The organism is Nonomuraea sp. NPDC052129 (genome assembly GCF_040680095.1).
Taxonomy (GTDB): Bacteria; Actinomycetota; Actinomycetes; order Streptosporangiales; family Streptosporangiaceae; genus Nonomuraea.
In genome coordinates this window covers 177,551-195,862 of record NZ_JBFAVX010000011.1, presented here as the reverse complement: position 1 = coordinate 195,862, position 18,312 = coordinate 177,551, and the positions used below count along the sequence as shown (strand labels likewise).

17 protein-coding genes are annotated in these 18,312 nt (G+C 69.5%); 10 read left to right on the top strand and 7 right to left on the bottom strand.

The annotated features are described in order from the left end of the window. Positions 1 to 98: 98 nt before the first annotated feature. Complete coding sequence (locus AB0L53_RS25110; protein WP_363998200.1) at positions 99 to 2,843, top strand: immune inhibitor A domain-containing protein; 2,745 nt, start codon at positions 99 to 101, stop codon at positions 2,841 to 2,843. Positions 2,844 to 2,945: 102 nt separating this feature from the next. Then, positions 2,946 to 3,884, top strand: coding sequence for a diacylglycerol kinase family protein (locus AB0L53_RS25105; protein ID WP_358551412.1), 939 nt, complete (start codon positions 2,946 to 2,948; stop codon positions 3,882 to 3,884). Between the two features lie 43 nt (positions 3,885 to 3,927). On the opposite strand, the gene AB0L53_RS25100 is transcribed toward AB0L53_RS25105, so the two are convergent. From AB0L53_RS25100 to AB0L53_RS25080, 5 genes are all read right to left on the bottom strand, one after another. After that, positions 3,928 to 4,308 (bottom strand): VOC family protein, encoded by a 381-nt coding sequence (locus AB0L53_RS25100; RefSeq protein WP_363998197.1) that lies wholly within the window; start codon positions 4,306 to 4,308, stop codon positions 3,928 to 3,930. Continuing rightward, entirely contained in the window at positions 4,289 to 5,110 is an 822-nt protein-coding gene (locus AB0L53_RS25095) for an SWIM zinc finger family protein (protein ID WP_363998194.1), read from the bottom strand. The genes AB0L53_RS25100 and AB0L53_RS25095 overlap by 20 nt, the downstream gene beginning before the upstream one ends. A 1-nt stretch (position 5,111) precedes the next feature. Beyond that, a complete protein-coding gene (locus AB0L53_RS25090; protein WP_363998191.1) occupies positions 5,112 to 8,387 on the bottom strand; it encodes a DEAD/DEAH box helicase in 3,276 nt (1,091 codons plus the stop codon). An 18-nt stretch (positions 8,388 to 8,405) separates the two neighbouring features. Beyond that, complete coding sequence (locus tag AB0L53_RS25085) at positions 8,406 to 9,071, bottom strand: Uma2 family endonuclease (RefSeq protein ID WP_363998188.1); 666 nt, start codon at positions 9,069 to 9,071, stop codon at positions 8,406 to 8,408. A 69-nt stretch (positions 9,072 to 9,140) separates the two neighbouring features. Beyond that, complete coding sequence (locus AB0L53_RS25080) at positions 9,141 to 9,794, bottom strand: Uma2 family endonuclease (RefSeq protein WP_363998185.1); 654 nt, start codon at positions 9,792 to 9,794, stop codon at positions 9,141 to 9,143. Positions 9,795 to 9,869: 75 nt separating this feature from the next. On the opposite strand from AB0L53_RS25080, the gene AB0L53_RS25075 reads away from it, so the two are divergent. Genes AB0L53_RS25075 through AB0L53_RS25045 form a run of 7 tightly spaced genes read left to right on the top strand, consistent with a single transcriptional unit; the run spans position 9,870 to position 13,640 of the window. Further along, entirely contained in the window at positions 9,870 to 10,658 is a 789-nt protein-coding gene (locus tag AB0L53_RS25075; RefSeq protein WP_363998183.1) for a methyltransferase domain-containing protein, read from the top strand. A gap of 42 nt (positions 10,659 to 10,700) precedes the next feature. Then, complete coding sequence (locus AB0L53_RS25070) at positions 10,701 to 10,865, top strand: hypothetical protein (protein WP_357951111.1); 165 nt, start codon at positions 10,701 to 10,703, stop codon at positions 10,863 to 10,865. Positions 10,866 to 10,913: 48 nt separating this feature from the next. After that, positions 10,914 to 11,294, top strand: coding sequence for a phage holin family protein (locus AB0L53_RS25065; protein WP_363998181.1), 381 nt, complete (start codon positions 10,914 to 10,916; stop codon positions 11,292 to 11,294). Further along, positions 11,291 to 12,013 carry a DUF3618 domain-containing protein gene (locus AB0L53_RS25060; protein ID WP_363998178.1) on the top strand — a complete coding sequence of 241 codons (723 nt, stop codon included), beginning with the start codon at positions 11,291 to 11,293 and terminating at the stop codon, positions 12,011 to 12,013. Before AB0L53_RS25065 ends, AB0L53_RS25060 begins: the two co-directional genes overlap by 4 nt. A 25-nt stretch (positions 12,014 to 12,038) precedes the next feature. Continuing rightward, positions 12,039 to 12,479 (top strand): protease inhibitor I42 family protein, encoded by a 441-nt coding sequence (locus AB0L53_RS25055; protein ID WP_363998175.1) that lies wholly within the window; start codon positions 12,039 to 12,041, stop codon positions 12,477 to 12,479. A gap of 29 nt (positions 12,480 to 12,508) precedes the next feature. Further along, on the top strand, positions 12,509 to 13,207 hold the full coding sequence (locus tag AB0L53_RS25050) for a DUF1838 family protein (RefSeq protein ID WP_363998172.1): 699 nt from the start codon (positions 12,509 to 12,511) through the stop codon (positions 13,205 to 13,207). Between the two features lie 19 nt (positions 13,208 to 13,226). Further along, positions 13,227 to 13,640: an HIT family protein gene (locus AB0L53_RS25045; protein ID WP_363998169.1), complete on the top strand. Its 414-nt coding sequence runs from the start codon at positions 13,227 to 13,229 to the stop codon at positions 13,638 to 13,640. Here the strand turns inward: AB0L53_RS25045 and AB0L53_RS25040 are convergent. Both AB0L53_RS25040 and AB0L53_RS25035 read right to left on the bottom strand, forming a co-directional pair. Continuing rightward, the gene (locus AB0L53_RS25040; RefSeq protein WP_363998166.1) at positions 13,618 to 14,844 is read right to left on the bottom strand and encodes an OFA family MFS transporter; all 1,227 of its coding nucleotides are present in this window, start codon (positions 14,842 to 14,844) and stop codon (positions 13,618 to 13,620) included. The genes AB0L53_RS25045 and AB0L53_RS25040 overlap by 23 nt on opposite strands. After that, positions 14,841 to 17,030, bottom strand: a complete 2,190-nt coding sequence (locus AB0L53_RS25035; protein WP_363998163.1) for an FdhF/YdeP family oxidoreductase — start codon at positions 17,028 to 17,030, stop codon at positions 14,841 to 14,843. The genes AB0L53_RS25040 and AB0L53_RS25035 overlap by 4 nt, the downstream gene beginning before the upstream one ends. Positions 17,031 to 17,108: 78 nt before the next feature. On the opposite strand from AB0L53_RS25035, the gene AB0L53_RS25030 reads away from it, so the two are divergent. Further along, positions 17,109 to 18,287: a histidine kinase gene (locus AB0L53_RS25030; RefSeq protein ID WP_357951129.1), complete on the top strand. Its 1,179-nt coding sequence runs from the start codon at positions 17,109 to 17,111 to the stop codon at positions 18,285 to 18,287. Positions 18,288 to 18,312 lie beyond the last annotated feature (25 nt).

Genomic DNA, 18,312 nt, shown 5'->3' with positions numbered 1-18,312 from the left:
TCAACTGGGCTCTTTACGTTTGCTTTACCCACCCTCTAAATTCCGGCATTGCACCCTGTGGCCATGCGCCCGGCGATCCCGGGCAGAGAGGGTTATCAGTGCCCAGCACAAAGCGTCTGTTAGCCGCATTACCCGCGGTCGCCCTCCTCGGCGCCGCGTTGACGGTCCCCGCCGCCCCCGCCTCTGCCGCCAGGTACGAGCCGGGCGCGTCCGACTTCTACATCAACTATGCGCCGCCCAGCGTCGAAGAGACGCCCGACGAGCCTCTCCTGCCCAACCAGAAGGCCCGCTCGCTCAGCCCGGCGCAGAAGGTCGACAGGAAGTTCACCAGCGGCAACCCGGCCGCCGCCCGTGTGCTCGCGGCCCGCGAGAACGAGGCGATCAAGACCGGTCGCAACCCTGCCGACTTCATCTTCAAGAAGTCCAAGCAGACCCGCGTCGCCAAGCTGCTGACCGTCCTGGTCGAGTTCAACGAGCAGGCCAACGACGACTTCTCCGGCTACAACCGCCTGCGCACGGTCAACAGCGCGCCCGACGACTGCGTGGTCGAGCCGGCGGGCACGGTCAAGAACGGCCCGCTGCACAACAACATCCCCGACCCCGCGACGTTGCCGCACAAGGACAACAACAGCTTCTGGGTCAAGGACTTCAGCACCTCGCACTTCAACACGATGCTCTACACCGACAAGGGCATCACCCAGCGCGTACGTCCCGACCTGAAGGACCCGCGCGACGGCCGCCCCGGCATCGACATCTCCGGCTTCACCATGAAGAAGATGTACGAGGAGATGTCCAAGGGCGCCTACTCGGTCACCGGCTCCGCGGTCGGCTGGATCAAGGCACCGCACTCCGAGGCCTGGTACGGCGCGGCGGCCTGCGGTGGCGCTCCCCAGGACATGACCGGCAGCCCCGACAACCCGCTCGGCGCGGGCCAGCTCGCCATCGACACGGTGGACGCCCTGGCCAAGAGCCAGCCCAACTTCCCGTGGGCCGACTACGACGTCGAGGACGTCTCCGACGTCGACGGTGACGGCAACTTCAGCGAGCCCGACGGCGTCATCGACCACCTGGTCATGGTGCACGCGGGCAAGGACAAGTCGTCCAACGGCGGCGCCGAGGGCACGTACGCGATCTGGGCGCACTCCAGCGCGGTGGCCGGCGGCTACAAGATCCCCGGCAGCGACAAGAAGATCTCCAACTACATCGTGCAGCCGGAGGACTCCGGCGTCGGCGTCTTCGCCCACGAGTACGGCCACGACCTCGGCCTGCCCGACCTGTACGACACCTCGGGCCAGGCCAGCTCCGCCGTCGACTTCTGGGACCTGATGTCGAGCGGCTCGCACTCCGGGCCGATCTTCCAGTCCATGCCGACCCACATGGGTCTGTGGGACAAGTGGGTCCTCGGCTGGGCGAACCCGAAGACGTTCAACCCGGGCGACGCCGCCAAGCTGGTCACCGTCGGACAGTCGTCGCGGACGCCCAAGCTCACCCAGGACGGCGTCCGGGTGAACCTGGCCTCCACGCCGCTGAAGATGGTCGACCCGCACAGCGGCGCCAACGCCTGGTGGTCCGGGCTGGACCAGGAATGGGCGGACGTCAAGCTGACTCGTGACGTGGCGGTGCCCGCCGGGACCGACCTGCGGTTCTGGATGTGGAACAACTACGAGATCGAGCAGGATTGGGACTTCGGCTTCGTCGAGGTCTCGACCGACGGCGGCGAGACCTGGGCCCAGCAGAAGGTCTACGACGAGGCGGGCAACGAGGTCACCACGCCCGACGGCTACCCGGACCCGAACAAGAACCTCAAGACGTTCGGCGACAAGAAGTACGGGCTCACCGGCAACACCAACGGCTGGCGGCACGACTACGTCAACCTGAACGCGTTCGCCGGTAAGACGATCAAGCTGCGCCTCGCGTACAACACCGACGCGGCCTTCACCCCGCGCGGCTGGCACGCCGACGACTTCCAGCTCACCAACGGCGCCACCGCCGTGTGGAGCGACGACGTCGAAGGCGGCGAGAACGGCTGGAAGGCCATCGGCGGCACGCACACCAACACGAGCGGCCAGGGCTGGACGATCAACAACGGCTCGCGCGAGGTGTCCCGCTTCTACCTGGCCGAGTGGCGCAACTTCGACGGCTTCGACCAGGGCCTGCAGTACGCCTACGACACCAACTACTCCCGCGACGGGGCGTGGAAGGTGGAGAAGGTCAAGTACAACGCTCCCGGCCTGCTGGTGTGGTATCGCGACTCGACGTTCACCAACAACTCGCTGTCCAACAACCTCGATCTCCAGCCGAGCATCGGGTCGAAGGGCAGCCTGCTGGTCGTGGACTCGCACTTCGATCCGCTGCGCCGCACCGGCACCGCGGCGACCAAGGACCCGACGCGGCACAAGAACCTCGAAGGCCGCACCCAGTCGTCCAACGCGGCGTTCTCCTTCGGGAAGACGTACCCGCTCAAGGAGTGCCTGGAGGCGGCGGACGAGCCGTTCAGCGAGTACTGCACGGACATCCCGGCGCTGAAGGGCGTGCCGAACTTCACCGACGCCAAGACCTGGTACCCGGGTCTGGAACTGCAGAACGGCAGCCTGTTCTACCGCGACTTCGACGCGTCGGTGGTCGTCCCGTCCAAGGGCGACCAGCCGTACAGCACCCGCGTCGTGAACGTCGACGGAACCCCGGCCACCGAGCTGTACGGCACGGACCTGGGAGGCGGCCACGTGGCCGGCACCGGCAACCCGGGTGACGAGGGCAAGGCGCTCGGCGTCCAGTTCAAGCTGGTCTCGCCGCTGCCCGGCAACCTGGGCGCCATCGTCCAGGTGATCCCGCCGAAGAAGTAACAGCCATCCGGTTGTTGAAGTAAATCGAGGGGCCGCCGGGACATCCGGCGGCCCCTTTCGGCTGGCCCCAGAGGGGGCTCCGCGCACCTACCATGGATGACCATGAGCGAATTGCGTACCAAGACCGAGCACACCGAGGCGATCCGTCAGGACCGCCGGGTGGCGGTGGTGGTCAACACTCGCTCGCGCCGGGGCCGCCGGCACTACTTCGAGGTGATCGACCAGATCCACGCCCTCGGCTTCGAGCCGCAGGCCGAGCTGTCGGTCTCCAACCCCAAGCGGCTGCGCGCCCTGCTCGACCAGGCTCTCGAGACCCGGCCCGACCTGTTGATCGTCGGTGGCGGCGACGGCACACTGTCCTCGGCGGTCCGCCACGTGGCCCACCGCGACGTGGCGCTCGGCGTGCTGCCGCTGGGCACCACCAACAACTTCGCCCGCAGCCTGGGCCTGCCGCTCGACCTGGCCGGGGCGGTCGGAGTGTTCGCCACCGGCAAGGTGGCCGACATCGACCTCGGCATGGCGGGTGACCGGCCGTTCGCCAACCTGGCCAGCTTCGGCGTGTCCGTCGAGGTGGCGGGCACGGTCAAGCCGTGGCTCAAGCGCATCCTCGGCCGTCCCGCCTACCCGCTGACCGCGCTGCGGGTCCTGCCCGGCCACCGGCCGTTCCGCGCGTACATCACGGTCGACGGCACGCGCCACGAGCTGTTCACCCACCAGCTCAACATCGCCAACGGCCGCTTCCACGGTGGCTGGCAGCTGGCCAAGGACGTCAGCATCGACAACGGCATGCTGGTCGCCTACCAGCTCGGCTCGGGCAAGAAGCTGCGGCTGCTCGGCGAGACGCTGGTGCGCGCCACGACCGGCCGCTGGCGCAGCCTGGCGGGCGGGCCGTTCGTGATGGGCAGGGAGATGCTGCTGGAGACCGACCCGCCGATGGCGGCCGACGTCGACGGCGAAGTGCGCCTGCGCACCCCGATCCGGCTCCGCGTGGTGCCCAACGGGGTGCGCGTCATGGTGCCCGCCGACTTCGACGACCGTTAAGGCTTGGCGACCAGCCGCTCAGGCGTCGGTTAAGGCTTGGCGACTAGCCGCTCAGGCGTCGGCGCAGAAGACAGAACTCGTTGCCCTCGGGGTCGGCCAGGACGTACCAGGACTCCTCGCCCGTCTGTCCGACGTCGGCGGGCTTGGCGCCGATGGCCAGCAGGCGTTCGAGCTCGGCGTCCTGGTCGCGGTCCGTGGGGTTCACGTCGATGTGCAGCGGCAGTTTTCCGGTTTTCGGATGGTCGTCCGGGCTGAGGACGAGCGTCGGCTGGAGGCCGCCGAAGCCTTCGGCCTCGGGACCGATCTCGATGCTGCCGTCCTCCTCCCGATCGAGAATGACGTAGCCAAGCACCTCACACCAGAACGCGGCCAGGCGCTCGGGATCTCGACAGTCGATCACCAATTCACTGATACGGCAGGCCATCCGGTGGCGATACCCCCGGTTGGCTCTCATCATGCGGGGGTTCGCCGAGGCGGCGGTACGCCGCGGCCAGCGGGTCCGCCAGATCGCGCGGCGGCGGGAAGACACGAGGCAGGAGATCGGACGCGCCCGCCGCGGCGGGACGGCGTTCTGGCCGGTGGGCGGTGGCGCCCGGGGCGTAGAAGTCGGCCAGCCGGTCGGCGAACGGCACGTCCGGCACCGCGATCGGCTCCGGCTCGGGATCGGCCAGCGACCCCAGCAGCCGCTCCCGGCTGCGCCCGCGCCAGGCCAGCACCAGGAACGGATCGTCGTCGAACGACTCCGCCAGCAGGTACAGCACCGCCGACAGATGCTTGCACGGCAGACCCCAATCGGGGCACGAGCACTCCATGTCCAGGTCCCGGGGGAACAGGTCGATGCCCAGCGCGGCGAACAACTCCTCGATCTCCGTCGGCATCTCACCGGCCAGCAGCTTCGCCCGGTAGACGGCCTGGGCCGCGATCGCCTCCTCGATGGCGGCCCAGCGCGCCTCGTCGTACGCCTCGATCTCGACTCTGATGTCGTACGGCCGGCGCCGCGAGCCCTGGACGGCCGCCGTGACCAGGCCGGGGGCGAGGTCGATCGACAGAACCTGGCCCGCGCGGGCGTAGGCGCGGCCCCGGGACAGGCGGCCCTTGTCGCAGACGCGCTCCAGGATGTCGATGAAGCGCCGCGACCACCAGGTGGAGCCGATCGAACCCCGCTGGGTGCGCGCCCGCAGCCCGCCCTCGACCCTGATCGGCTTGGCGGCCTCGAACCACGCCATTTCAGCTCACCGCCTCGGCGGTCAGGCGGAACACCTCACGCAACTCGCCGGTGGACAGGTCGGTCAGCCAGTCCTCGCCGGTGCCGACCACGCTCTCGGCCAGGGCCTTCTTGCGCTCGATCATCTCGTCCACGCGTTCCTCCAGGGTGCCCGCGCAGATGAGCTTGCGCACCTGTACGTTCTTGCGCTGCCCGATGCGGAAGGCACGGTCGGTGGCCTGGTCCTCGACGGCGGGGTTCCACCAGCGGTCCACGTGGATCACGTGATTGGCCGCAGTCAGGTTGAGGCCGACGCCCGCGGCCTTGAGCGACAGCAGGAACAGCATCGGCTCGTCGTCATGCTGGAACCGTTCGACCAGGCGGTCGCGCGTCTTCTTGGGCAGGCCGCCGTGCAGCCAGAGCACCGGCCGGTCGAGCCGCTGCGCGAGGTAGGGCTGGAGCATCGTCCCGAACTCCGCGTATTGGGTGAACACCAGCGCCTTCTCCCCCTCGGCCACGATCTCCTCCGCGAGCTGCTCCAGCCGGGCCAGCTTGCCCGACCTGCCCGACAGGAGCGAGCCGTCCTTGAGCAGGTGGGCAGGGTGGTTGCAGACCTGCTTGAGGCGGGCCATGGCCGCCAGCACCAGGCCGCGGCGCTCGATGCCCTCGCTGTCGTCGATCCTGCCCAGCATGTCGTCGACGACGGCCTGGTAGAGGCTGGCCTGCTCGGGCGTGAGCGGGCACCACTCCTTGACCTCCATCTTCTCTGGCAGATCGGAGATGATCGACTTGTCGGTCTTGACGCGACGCAGCACGAACGGGCCGGTCGCCCGTTTGAGCGCCCGCATGGCCTGCTCGTCCTGGCGCGCCTCGATCGGCTCCTGGAACCGGGTCCTGAACCGCGACCGCGGCCCGAGCAGCCCCGGATTGGCGAACTCCATGATCGACCAGAGCTCGGCGAGATGATTCTCGACCGGCGTCCCGGTCAGGGCCAGCCGCGTGCCCGTGGGGATCGCCCGGACGGCCTGGGACTGCAGGGTGCCGCTGTTCTTGATCGCCTGGGCTTCGTCGCAGACCACCCGCCGCCACTCGACCTGCCGCAGCGTCTCCAGGTCCCGCTGGGCGGTGCCGTACGTGGTGATCACCAGGTCGGCGTCGCCGATCGCCTGGGCGTCCCGGCCGCTGCCGTGGTGCACATAGACCCGCAGCCCCGGCGCGAACCTGGCCGCCTCCCGCTCCCAGTTGCCCACCAGCGACATCGGGCACACCAGCAGCGTCGGCGTGTCGGCCCGCTCGTGGACCAGCAGCGCCAGGGTGGTGACCGTCTTGCCCAGCCCCATGTCGTCGGCCAGCACCCCGCCCAGCCCCAGCTCCGACAGGAAGCTCAGCCAGGCCAGCCCGCGCTCCTGATAGGGGCGCAGCGTCGCGTCCAGACCGCTGGGCGTGGCCATCGGCAGGAGCCGCCGCTCGGCCTGGCCGGACAGCAGATCGCCGAGCACACCGTCGGCGTCGACCTCCAGCAGCGGCAGCTCGTCGTCACCCTGGACCACGTGACGCAGCAGGTCGGCGGCGGGCAGCTCGCCGGTGCGCTCGCCCCCGACGGCTTTCAGCGCGGCCTTGAGCTGACGGTCGTCGAGCTCCACCCACTGCCCGCGGACGCGTACCAGCGGCACCTTCAGCCTGGCCAGCTCGGCCAGCTCCGCCTCACTGATCGTCTCGTCGCCGACCGCGAGGTCGATCCGGAAGTTCACCAGCTCGCGCAGCCCGAACCCCTGGGCGGTGGCCGCGCTCTGCTTCTTGGTGCGGGTGGTCAGCTTCAGCCCCAGCCTCGTACGGCCGGCCCAGCGCGGCAGCTGCACCCCGAACCCGGCGGCCTGCAACAGCGGCGCCGCCTGCCGCAGGAACCCGAACGCGCCCGCCGTGTCCAGCTCAAGCCCGGTCGGCTGGGCGACCCGAAGAGCCCGGTCGAGTTCGGGGTACAGGCGCACGGCACGGCCCAGCCCGGCCAGCAGCTCGCGCTCCGGACTCCTGGGCAGGCCGGCCACCGGCTCGCCGCTCCACACCCGTTCGGCGCGTACGTAGAGGCTGGGATCGTCGGCGGCCTGCAACGCGATCTCCACCCGCCAGCCACGGCCATCGTCAGCGCCGGTGCCGGTGGTGCCGGTGGTGCCGTCAGCGTGGTCGGCGGGGGCAGTGTCATCCAGTCGGTCGAGGTCGTCGGCAGAAGCGGAGGTGGTGCGGTCTAGGCGGTCGAGGTCGTCGGCAGAGGGGGTGCGGTCGAGATCGCCGGTGGGTTCGAGCAGGCGGAAGCACACCCTGGCGGCCCCGTCAGCGGCAGCCACGGAATCCCGCCACTCCTCCAGCTCACGGCGCAGCTCCGGGCTGTCCAGGCAGCTGTCGTCGGCCCCGGTCAGCGCCGCCAGCCACCGCTCCTGATCCGTACGGGGGCCGGTCACGAGCGGCTCGGTGAGCGCCGCCCGGACGAGCGCGTCGGCGAACGCGTCGAGCGCCGCCCCGAGCACCTCCACCGAGGGGCGCTCGACCTCGGAGGTACGGCAGGCGGGCGGCATGGCGAGGGCGAGATCCCGGAAGTAGGCGGCGTCGGCCCCGGTCAGCACCGCCCGCCACACGGCCCGCCCACCGGCCTCTTCCGAGTGGGCATGGGGGATGAGCTGGGGGATGATTCGCCCCCGCCGTACGAGATCGCGCGCGAACTCCGCCACCACGCTCCAGTGGCGTACGGTGGCGGCGCCGGGGTGTTCGACGAGCACCCGCAGCGCGTCATCGGTGGCCGGGACGACAGCGGGCACCTCCCACAGATGCAGGCGCGGCCGGACGATCTCCGACAGGCGCCCGGCTTCGGGCGAGGCCAGCGGCTCCTTGGCGGAACCGGGCAGGAGCAACCGCAGACCGCGCACGGAGCCGCCCAGCGGGACCGGAGGCAGCCGATCGGCCGGCCGCCGTTCCGTGAGCACCCCCTGCGGGCCCTCCGCGGAGTTGACCTGGTCACGGAGCGTAACTGCCGGGGTGGGCGCGAAGCCGAGCAGATCGCCGAGCACGGCAGCGGTCGCGGCGAACGGATGTGGCCGCACGACTCCTGCGGCCGTCCCGGTGGACGGCCGAGCGGTTGTCCCGGTGGCTTGGCGGGCGGTTTCAGCGGTCGTTTCAGTGGCTGGGTGGGTGGTGGTTCCGCTGGTCGTCCCGGTGGTGGGCGCGCTGGCAGATTGCGAGGTGCCGTCGGTGTCCTCTGCCCAGAAAGCGAGGGCGTCTCCTGCCCAGATCCCGTGTACGACCAGCATCTCGGCAGCGTATCTCGCCTAGCGGAAGATGGGCCCGGTCTCGAGCGTGACCCCGAACGGCTCGGGCAGTGGCAGCGGCTGCCCCGCCTCGACGACGATCGAGGCGTCGTACGCGCCGTCGCACAGCCCGTGGAGCAGCCTGACTGACGGAGGGGTGGAGAAGTCGTCGAGGATCAATATCATCGGGACCCCCGCCCGCGCGTAGGCGACCGGCTTGGCCTCCAGATCGTCGTCGCGGCTGTCGGACGACACCACTTCGACGGCCATCAGCGTGCCGTATCCGTAGGCCTGGTTGCCGTCGAACTCCGGGCTCCCCGGCGGGGCGATCAGGAGGTCGGGCAGCCGTTTGTCGCCGCGCCCCGGCGGAATGTGCACCGCCCAGGACTGGTAGAACTCCCAGCCGTTCTTCCGCTTGACGTCGCAGAGCTGGTCCGCCAGCCGGTCGACCAGGACACAGTGCCGTCTCTTGGCCCTGGAGCTCACATAGACCCGCCCATCCACGATCTCCGGCCTCAGTCCTTGCCCGACGAGCCTCTCCCACACCTGTTCGCGGCGGAGCTCCTCGTCGGTGGGGCCCAGGGCGCCCCATCCAGGGCCCCACGTGGGTGCGGCGATCGGCGGGCGTTCTGGACCCGGGGCGGGGTCGTGCCCGTGTGCCTTCCCATACGTGCTGCCGGTGGGCATGGTCGTCCTTTCGCTCGCGTCATCAAGCTGTTCAGGCCCCGTACCTGCGCCCCCGGCTGGGTGCCTTGCTCAGCGGAAGATCAGGCCGGTGTCGAGCGCGACTCCGAACGGCTCCGGCAACTTCACCTGCTCGCCTTCATCCACCTTGGTCATGCTGCGATACTCGCCATCACGCGGGTCTGACAGCAGGGTGACCGATCGAGGGTCGGAGAAGTCGTCGACGATCAGCATGATGGGTATGCCTGCGCGGGCGTATTCGGCGGGCTTGATTTGCAGATCGTCAGTCCGGCTGTCTTGGGAAGTGATCTCGACGGCTAGGAGCGCGCCGTGGCCGTACGCCTGGTTCTCGTCGAACTCCGGACTGCCCGGTGGTGCGACCAGCAGATCGGGAAGCCGTTTGTCGCCCCGATGGGGCGGGATGTGAACGGCCCAGGTCTGGTAGAACTTCCAGCCGTTCTCCCGCTTGACGTCGCTGAGCTGGTCAATCAATTGGTCGACCAGATCCGCATGGCGCCTCTTTGTCCAGGGACTCACTATTATCCTTCCACCGACGATCTCGGCTCTCCAGTCCTGTTGGATGAGGGTTTGCCAGAGTTGTTCGCGCTTGAGCTCGGTCTGAGTCGGTCCGGACGGTCCCCAGCCTGGACCCCACGTGCGCGAAGGTCGGGGCTCAGGTGCGGGTGCACGTCTGCGTGTCTTTCTGCGCGTGGTGCCGGTGGCCATGGCGGTCATCCTCTCGCTCGCGTCATCGGAAATACTACACTGCGTGACCGTTGTTTTACTCTGTGAAAGGTCTTCATGATGGGGTTCTCAGCAGGCGAGGAACGGTGGCGGGAGCGGCTGGGCAGCCTGCGTGACGTGGTCAGGCAGGAGCTGGTGAGCCGGCAGTTGGCGGCCCATCTCCCGCCCGTCCCGGCCAGGGTGCTGGACGTGGGCTGCGGGCAGGGCACCCAGGCGCTCAGGATCGCCGCCCAGGGGCATCGGGTGACCGCGCTCGACGCGTCCAGTGATCTGCTCGGGCTGCTGAAGGAGCGGGTCGAGCCTGAGATGGCGATCGAGGTGGTGCACGCGCCCGCCGAGCGGCTGGGGGAGCTGTTCGGGCCCGGGAGCTTCGACGTGGTCCTCTGTCATGGCGTGCTCATGTACTTCGACGACCCCGACCCGCTCCTGACCGCAATGGCGGCGGTGCTCGCGCCCGGCGGGGTGCTGTCCCTGCTCGTGCGCAACGGCGACGCGCTGGCCATGCGGCCCGGGATGACGGGGGACTGGGCGGCGGCCAGGGAGGCGTTCGACGCGGACGCGTACACCAACCGCCTGGGCGTCCGGGCGCGGGCCGACCGGCTCGACGACCTGACGCGGCGCCTGGCCGTACGAGGGCTGGGCATCCGGCAGTGGTACGGCGTGCGGGTGCTCACGGACCTGGCGGCCGACGACGCGCCCCTCCCCGACGACCTGGACCTGCTGCTGGAGTGCGAGGAGCGGGCCGGGTCGAGCGACCCCTACCGGCGGGTCGCCCCTTTGATCCACGTCATCGCGCAGCCCGGCATCATCGTGCGGCCCGCCGATTCCGGCGACGCTCGACGGTGAAGATTCCCGTGACGCCCGCAGTTGAAGTTGTACAGTGAAAATATGAATCCTCCCGGATCGTGGTGCGAACGGCCCAAGCCGTCGGCTCCTTCGTGTGAGCTGCCCTCCCCGTGGAGCAAGCCCAAGCAGCCCGACAACTGGTGCGACGTTCCCAAGTCCCCGGTTCTGTCCGTCGTCGGCTTCCTGCTGCGAGCCGCCAAGCGGTGATAGAAAGCCACTTCGCTGGGTAGTCGCCTCCTCGGCAGAGGAGGCGACGTGAACGACACCCACAAGCTGGTCAACGATCTCTCCGAGCAGGTCTCCCGGCTCGTCAGGGACGAATTGCGGCTGGCGCGGCTGGAGCTCACGCGGAAGGGCAAGCGGGCGGGGTTCGGGGCGGGCCTGTTCGGGGCCGCGGGAATGACCGCGTTCTTCGGCGGCGCCGCTCTGGTGGCCGCCGTCATTCTGCTGCTCGCCCTGGTGATGCCCGGGTGGGCTGCTGCCGCTGTTGTGGCGGGTGTCTTGTTCGTCGTCGCCGCCGTGCTGGGTCTCATCGGCAAGAACCAGGTGAAGCAGGCCGCGCCGCTGGTGCCGGCAGAGACGATCGCCAGCGTCAAGGCCGATATCGACGTGGTCAAGGAGAGGGCACGGCGATGAGTGAGACGGACCCCGAATACGGCGAGCAGGGATATAGCGAGCAGCATGCCGGGGACGTGGGCGCCCGCCGGACGACGGTCGGTATGCCGACGGACCACGAGTCCGTCAACGTACCGCCGACCAGGCCGGGCGCGGTGGAGAACGCGATGAAGGCGGAGGCCGCCCGCCGGGAGCACGAGACCTTCATCCCCGAACCGCCCGTGGTGGACGAGCGCACCGAGGCGGCCGGGGCCCGTGAAGGCGAGACGGAGTCTCTGAGGGCGGAGCACGCCAACGACGACGATGAGGAAGAGGACGACGTGCACAAAAACATCAAGGACACCCGCCAGGAACTCGGCGACACCGTGGCTGCCCTGGCCGACAAGGCGGACGTGAAGGGCCGGGCGAACGACGCGGCGGAGGCGGCGAAGGGCAAGGCCACCGAGGTGGCCGGGGTCGCCAAGGACAAGGCCGTCGAAGTGGCCGAGGTCGCCAAGGACAAGGCGGCCGCCGTGGCCGAACTGGCGAAGGACAAGGCCGTCGTAGTGGCGGACGTCGCGAAGGACAAGGCCGCCGAGGTGGCCGACAAGGTACGAGACGTCACCCCCGACCAGGTCAAGGACGCGGCCGACAAGGTCACCACGGAGGCCAGGAAGCGCCCCGTGCTGGTCATCGCCGCCGCCGGCGCCCTTGTGGCCCTGGTCCTGCGCCGGATCATGAGGCGCAACAGGAGCAAGTGAGCCCCGATCCCGATAGCCTGCCTGAGTGATTCGTCGAACGGCCGCCACCGCCCTGCTGGCCCTCCTCATGCTGGGGGCCGGCACGGGCTGCGGCGCGGGGTCGGCCGTCAGCGACTACGGCAAGGTCATCAAGGGCGCCAAGGGCTCGACCGTCACGGTGGAGGTCGGCGCGGGCCAGCGGTTCTCGCTGGCTGTGGTCGACAACGTGTCCACCGGTGACCAGTGGCGTCTCGTGGCGGTGCCCGATGCCAAGGTGGCCTCGTTCATCAGCAAGGAACACGAGAGCGCCGGCGGCGGGCCGGGCTCGGGCGGCACCAGCTACTTCGTCTTCAACGGCAAGCACCCGGGCAACACCGAGATCAGGCTGTACGACTGCTGGCGCTGCCCCAACGCCAGCGCCGGCCCGGTCGACGAGCAGAGCAAGGCACAGTCGGGCGAAGCGATCTTCGCGGTCGTCGTCAAATAGAGCACCCGTGGGGGAGACCTGTGGATTTCATGCGAGTGCGTGCCTCGACCGACGGCGCGGAGACGATCTCGTGGTGGACCGGTGACGTCTACGGCTGGCAGCAGGACGACGGCCCGCACCACCTGTTCGGCTTCGAGGGCGTCAACGTGGCCAGGGCGGTCGAGACCGATGGCGGCTGGCAGATGCTGACCAGGGAGGCCGCGGCCTACCTCGACCCGAAGTCCCGCGAGATCCTCGACACCTGGGAAAATCCGTTCACTGGGGCGTCCGTCGAGGTCCGGCACGTCTTCAACGACCCGGTCAACCAGCGCTTCGGCGCCTACCCCGTCCCCACCACCAGGCTCGGTGACCAGGTCGTCTTCAACGCCGACATCCGGCTGGCCTACCCATCGCCGCTCAAGGTCGCCGACTATCCCGACAACTCGGCCAGTGACACCTATCGGGCGCTGGAGCTGTTCCAGTTCTTCGCCTCGGCCAAGGATCTCGACTCCGGCGAGCCGAGTGTGCCGTGCGTGTTCTCGTGGTGCCGGGTCTCGCCGTGGCTGCCGTGGATGGCCATGGGGCAGCGCCAGGGCGGGCTGGTCTACCACTGCCGCGGCCACAAGACGACCGAGGTGCCCGACCGGCTTCGCGCGCATGTGGGCGAGCACTTCCTACATGCGCCCGAGGAGTGGTCGGCGCCCAACGTGACCAGCTGGACGGCTTTCGCTGACAGGTCCGCCCGATAAGGCCCGGTAGGGTCGGCCGGTGAGCAACGACCTGTTCTGCGAGATCGTCGCGGGCGAGCGGCCCGCCCACATCGTCCACTCCGACGAGGTCGCCGTCGCCTTCCTCGACGCCCGCCCGGTCTTCAAGGGCCACGTCCTGGTCGTACCGAGGCTCCATGTCGAGACCTTCGGCGAGCTCGGCGACGTCGGCCCCTTTTTCGAGCGGGTCCAGCTGCTGACCCGCGCGGTCGAGGAAGGGCTGGACGCGGCCGGTACGTTCGTCGCGATGAACAACCGCATCAGCCAGAGCGTGGCGCACCTGCACGTCCACGTGGTACCGCGCAACCCGAAGGACGGGTTGCGCGGTTTCTTCTGGCCACGCACCAAGTACGCCTCGGAGGAGGAGGCGCGGTCCTACGCCGAGCTGATCGCTAAAGCGCTTCCTGCGGAGTGACGACCCGCTCGGCCTTCGGCGGCCGGGTGACGAGCGGCAGCACGAGGGCCACCAGCGCGATGATCCCGATCACGGTGAACGCCGTGGTGTAGTTGTCGCCCGAGATGAGCGCGGCCGCGAGCAGCGGCCCGACGATCCCACCGACGCTCCAGGCCACGATCATCAGCCCGTAGATGCCGCCCGCGTTGCGCAGGCCGAAGAAGTCGCCCGCGGTGGCGGGCATGGTGCCGAACCCGCCGCCGTAGCAGAGGTAGACCACCGCCGACAGGACCGCGAACACGGCCACCTGCGAGGCGTGGCCGAGCAGCAGGAAGCAGATCCCCTGCAGGCCGAGCATCCCGGCGAAGGCGAACATCCGCCCGGTCCGCTCCGAGATCCAGCCCCAGAAGATCCGCCCGGCGCCGTTGAACAGCCCCATGACGCCGGTCAGCGTGGCCGCGGCGGCCGCGGTGTAGCCGGCGATGGACGTGGCGGCCGAGCTGATCACCGAGATGAGCGCGATGCCCGCCGTCACGTTGAGGCAGAGGACGGCGGCCAGCAGGTACCACTGCGGCGTACGCAGCGCCTCGCCCTGCGTGTACTCGCGCCCGCCGGCGGCGATCCGCCCGGTCGCGGCCACGTGGTAGTCGGCCGGCGGGTTGCGGAAGAAGAACGCGCCCACCAGCGTCATCACCAGGTACGCCACGCCCAGCGTGAGGAACGCCCGAGTCGGCACCGCCGGGTTGGACTCGACCAGCCGTTGCGCGACGGGCGAGGTCACCACGGCGCCGAAGCCGAAGCCGCCCACCGCGATCCCGGTGATCAGCCCGCGCTTGTCCGGGAACCACTTCTGCAGCATGGCGATCGGCACGATGTAACCGAGCCCGAGGCCGAAGCCCGCGATCACGCCGTAGCCGAGGATGAGCAGCCATAACCGCGAGTGGTCGGCGGCGAAGCCGGCCAGCAGGATGCCGAGCGAGTAGAGCACGCCGCCCGCCAGGGCCACCGGTCGCGGGCCGCGTACGTCCTGGATCCGGCCGCCGATGAAGGTGCCCAGGAAGATCATGCCGATCGTCACCGAGAACGGCAGCGCGGCCTCCGCCTTGGTGAGGTCGAAGTCGCTCGCCTTAGCCTGGAGCGCCTTGGAGAACACGCTCCAGGAGTAGACGGCGCCCAGCGCGAGCTGGAAGAGTACCGCGGCTGCCGCGAGTAACCAGCGATTCATCCGACCCTCACCACCGCGTTGTAGTCGGGGATGCCCGCCTGTGGCGAGCGCTTGTTCCGGTCGATGAGCACTTCGCCCTCCGGCCAGTGGACCTGCAGGTTGCCCGGCGTGACGGGGGCGCGCACGACCCGCCCGGTCAGTTCGCCGGTGTCGCTCTTCAGCCGTACCGGGTCGCCGTCCTTCAGGCCGAGCCGGTCGGCGTCGATCGGGTTCATCAGCACGGCCTCACGGGTGGCGCCGGTGAGGGCGTCGCGCTTCTCGTACACCATCGAGTTGAACTGCTTGCCCCGGCGGGTGGTGACCACGAACGTGCCGTCGGGGCGGTTCAGCGGCGGCACCTCGACCACCGAGAAGCGCGCCCGGCCGTCGGGGGTGGGGAACTTCCAGCCCGCGCAGAGCAGCGGGCCGCCGTACTGGAGGTTGTCGCCCTTGGCCTTGAGGTTCTCGATGCCCGTATAGACGGGCACGGATCGGGCGATGTCCTCGCGGATCTGCGGCGTGCCGGAATAGCGCACTTGTTCAGAAATTTCGGGACGTGTTCGGGCGGCCAGTTCGGTGGTGATCTTCCACTCCGGCCAGGCCTCGGGGATGCGCGGGCCGGGGATCTCGGGGGAGAAGATGATCCGCCGCTCCGTGGAGGTGGCCGTGACCCCGCCGATCATCTCGTAGCGGGTCTGGGCGGGCAGCAGGAGCACCGCGGAGGCGGGCTCCACCAGCATCTGGCTCGACAGGCAGATGTCGATGTGCACCCGCAGCGGGATCCGGGCCAGCGCCCGGCGGGAGGCGGCCGGGTCGGGCAGGACCTCCAGGAAGTTGCCGCCGCTGGAGATCAGCACGTCCAGGTCGGCCTCCAGCATCTCGGGGGCGGTACGGCCGGGCGACGAGGGCACCTCGAAGCCCCACAGCTCCGCGAACGTGGCGGCGTTCTCCGGAGTGACGGCCAGGCCGCCCGGCAGCGCCGTGCTGTAGGCGCCCATCTCGGCGCCGCCCTGCACGCCGCTGTGGCCGCGGATGGGCATCAGCCCGGACTTCTCGCGGCCCACGAAGCCCTTGGCGAGCCCCAGGTTGATGATCGACCGGACATTGTCCTCGCCGAACTCGTGCTGCGTGACGCCCATCGACCACACCAGCACGGCGGTCTTCGCCTCGTGGAGCATCCTGGCCAGCTCGCGCATGTCGTCTTCCGAGGCCCCGGAGAGCGCGCTCAGCTCCTCGTACGAGCGCTTGCTGAGGGACTCGGCCAGCTCCGTGTAGCCCGTGGTGTGCGAGTCGACGAACTCGTGGTCCACCCAGTTGTTGTCGATCATCATCTTGAGCACGCCGCTGAGGAACGCGACGTCGCCGCCCACGTTCACCAGGAAGAACCGATCGGTGATCCTGGTGCCGAAGACCGCGCTCTCGATGTTCGACGGCACCCAGTACTTGTCCATGCCGGGCTCGCGGTAGGTGTTGACCACCGCGACCTTCGTGCCCTCCTTCTTGGCGTGGTAGAGGTACTTCATCGCGACCGGCTGGTTGTTGGCCACGTTCGAGCCGATGAAGACGATCAGGTCGCTGCCGATCCAGTCCGTGTAGGAGCAGGTGGTGGCGGCCACGCCGAGCGACCCCTTCAGCGCTACGGTCGAGGGAGAGTGGCAGATCCTGGCCGCGTTGTCGATCGAGTTGCCGCCCAGCGCGCGCACGGCCTTCTGCGCGGCGAAGTAGTTCTCGTTGGGTTCGCCGCGGCTGGTCATGTAGAGGCCGAACTTGTCCGGCCCGGCCTGCCGGAGCCGGTCGGCGGCCAGGTTCAGCGCCTCGTCCCAGCCGATCCGCCGGAACCCGGCGTCGCCGCTCTCCCGCAGCATCGGGTACGGCAGCCGGCCCAGGTCGCGTAACTCCGCGCTGCTCTTGCCGGCCAGCTTCGACACGTCCGCCAGCAGCCCGCCGTCCAGCGGCGGCATCGTGTTCAGCCGCAGCAGCCGCAGGCGGATGTTGCACAGATGGACCTCGTCCATCGTCCAGTCGCGCATGCCGCTGGTGCCGAGCGCGCAGCCGTCACAGGCGCCGTCACGCAGGATCCGCCAGGCATACCGCCGTTGACCGCGGTTCTCGCGGACGGCCTTCCAGATCTCGAGGTAGTTGTTGGGCTTCTGCTCGCCGAGCCCGAACGGTTTCAGGCCGGCCCAGTTCTTCGGATCGAGGCCCATGACAGGAACTCCTTGCTCTTTGTCGGAACGTAGATCGGGACTGTCGAAGCGTCAAGGCGGGCGCTAGGCTCCGGCGGCGTGGAATACCTGGTCGGAGTCGCCGTGGTGACCGTGCTCGTGGGCGTGCCCGCGATCGTGCTCTGGAGGGTTCTGCGCGGGCGGCGCGAGCTGGGCACCAGCCCGGCCGAGCGGGCCACGTTCGAGACCCTGCACACCGCGTCCCTGGCCGGGCCGCCGCTGCGCGCCGGGCTGACCGAGGAGGCCGTCCAGAAGGCGTCGCGGCACCTGCGTACGCTGCTCGGCTCGTCGGCGCTGGCGATCACCGACGGGAAGCGGCTGCTCGTCTACGACGGCGCGGGGGAGCACCACGCGGGTCAGGCGTTCGAGCACGCGGGCGCGACGCTGAAGGACGGCCGCACCCAGGTGCTCGCCATCGAGTGCGAGCTGCTCGAATGCCCGATCCGGCACGCCGTGGTCGTACCGCTCACCACCGACGACCGGGTCGTCGGCGCGCTGGCGGCCTACGGCCCGCACGCCTCGGCGGGGCTGGTCAGGGCCGCCCAGGAGGTGGCCGGCTGGGTGGACTCGCAGCTGGAGCTGGCCGAGCTGGACCGCTCCCGCACCCTGCTGATGGAGGCCGAGGTACGGGCGCTGCGGGCGCAGATCTCGCCGCACTTCATCTACAACTCGCTGACCACGATCGCGTCTTTCGTCCGCACCGACCCAGAACGCGCCCGCGAACTGCTGCTGGAGTTCGCCGACTTCACCCGCTACTCCTTCCGCCGGCACGGCGAGTTCACCACGCTGGCCGAGGAGCTGCGCTCGATCGACCGCTACCTGATCCTGGAACGCGCCCGCTTCGGCGACCAGCTCCAGGTGACCCTCCGCATCGCCCCCGAGGTGCTGCCCGTCGCGGTGCCCTTCCTCTGCCTGCAGCCGCTGGTGGAGAACGCGGTCCGCCACGGCCTGGAGAGCAAGAACGGCGTCGGCCGCATCACGATCGTCGCCGAGGACGCCGGAGCCGAGTGCCGCCTCAGCGTCGAGGACGACGGCCTCGGCATGGAGCCCGACAAGCTGCGCCGCATCCTCGCAGGTGAGATAGCCCCCGCGGGCGGAGTGGGGCTGGCCAACGTGGACGAGCGGCTGCGCCAGGTGTACGGAGACGAGTACGGGCTGGTCGTCGAGACGGGCCCCGGCGCGGGCACGAAGGTCAACATCAGGTTGCCGAAGTATCACCCCGGCGTCTCGGCCCGTTGACCTCGATCTTTGTTGTCGGTTTTAT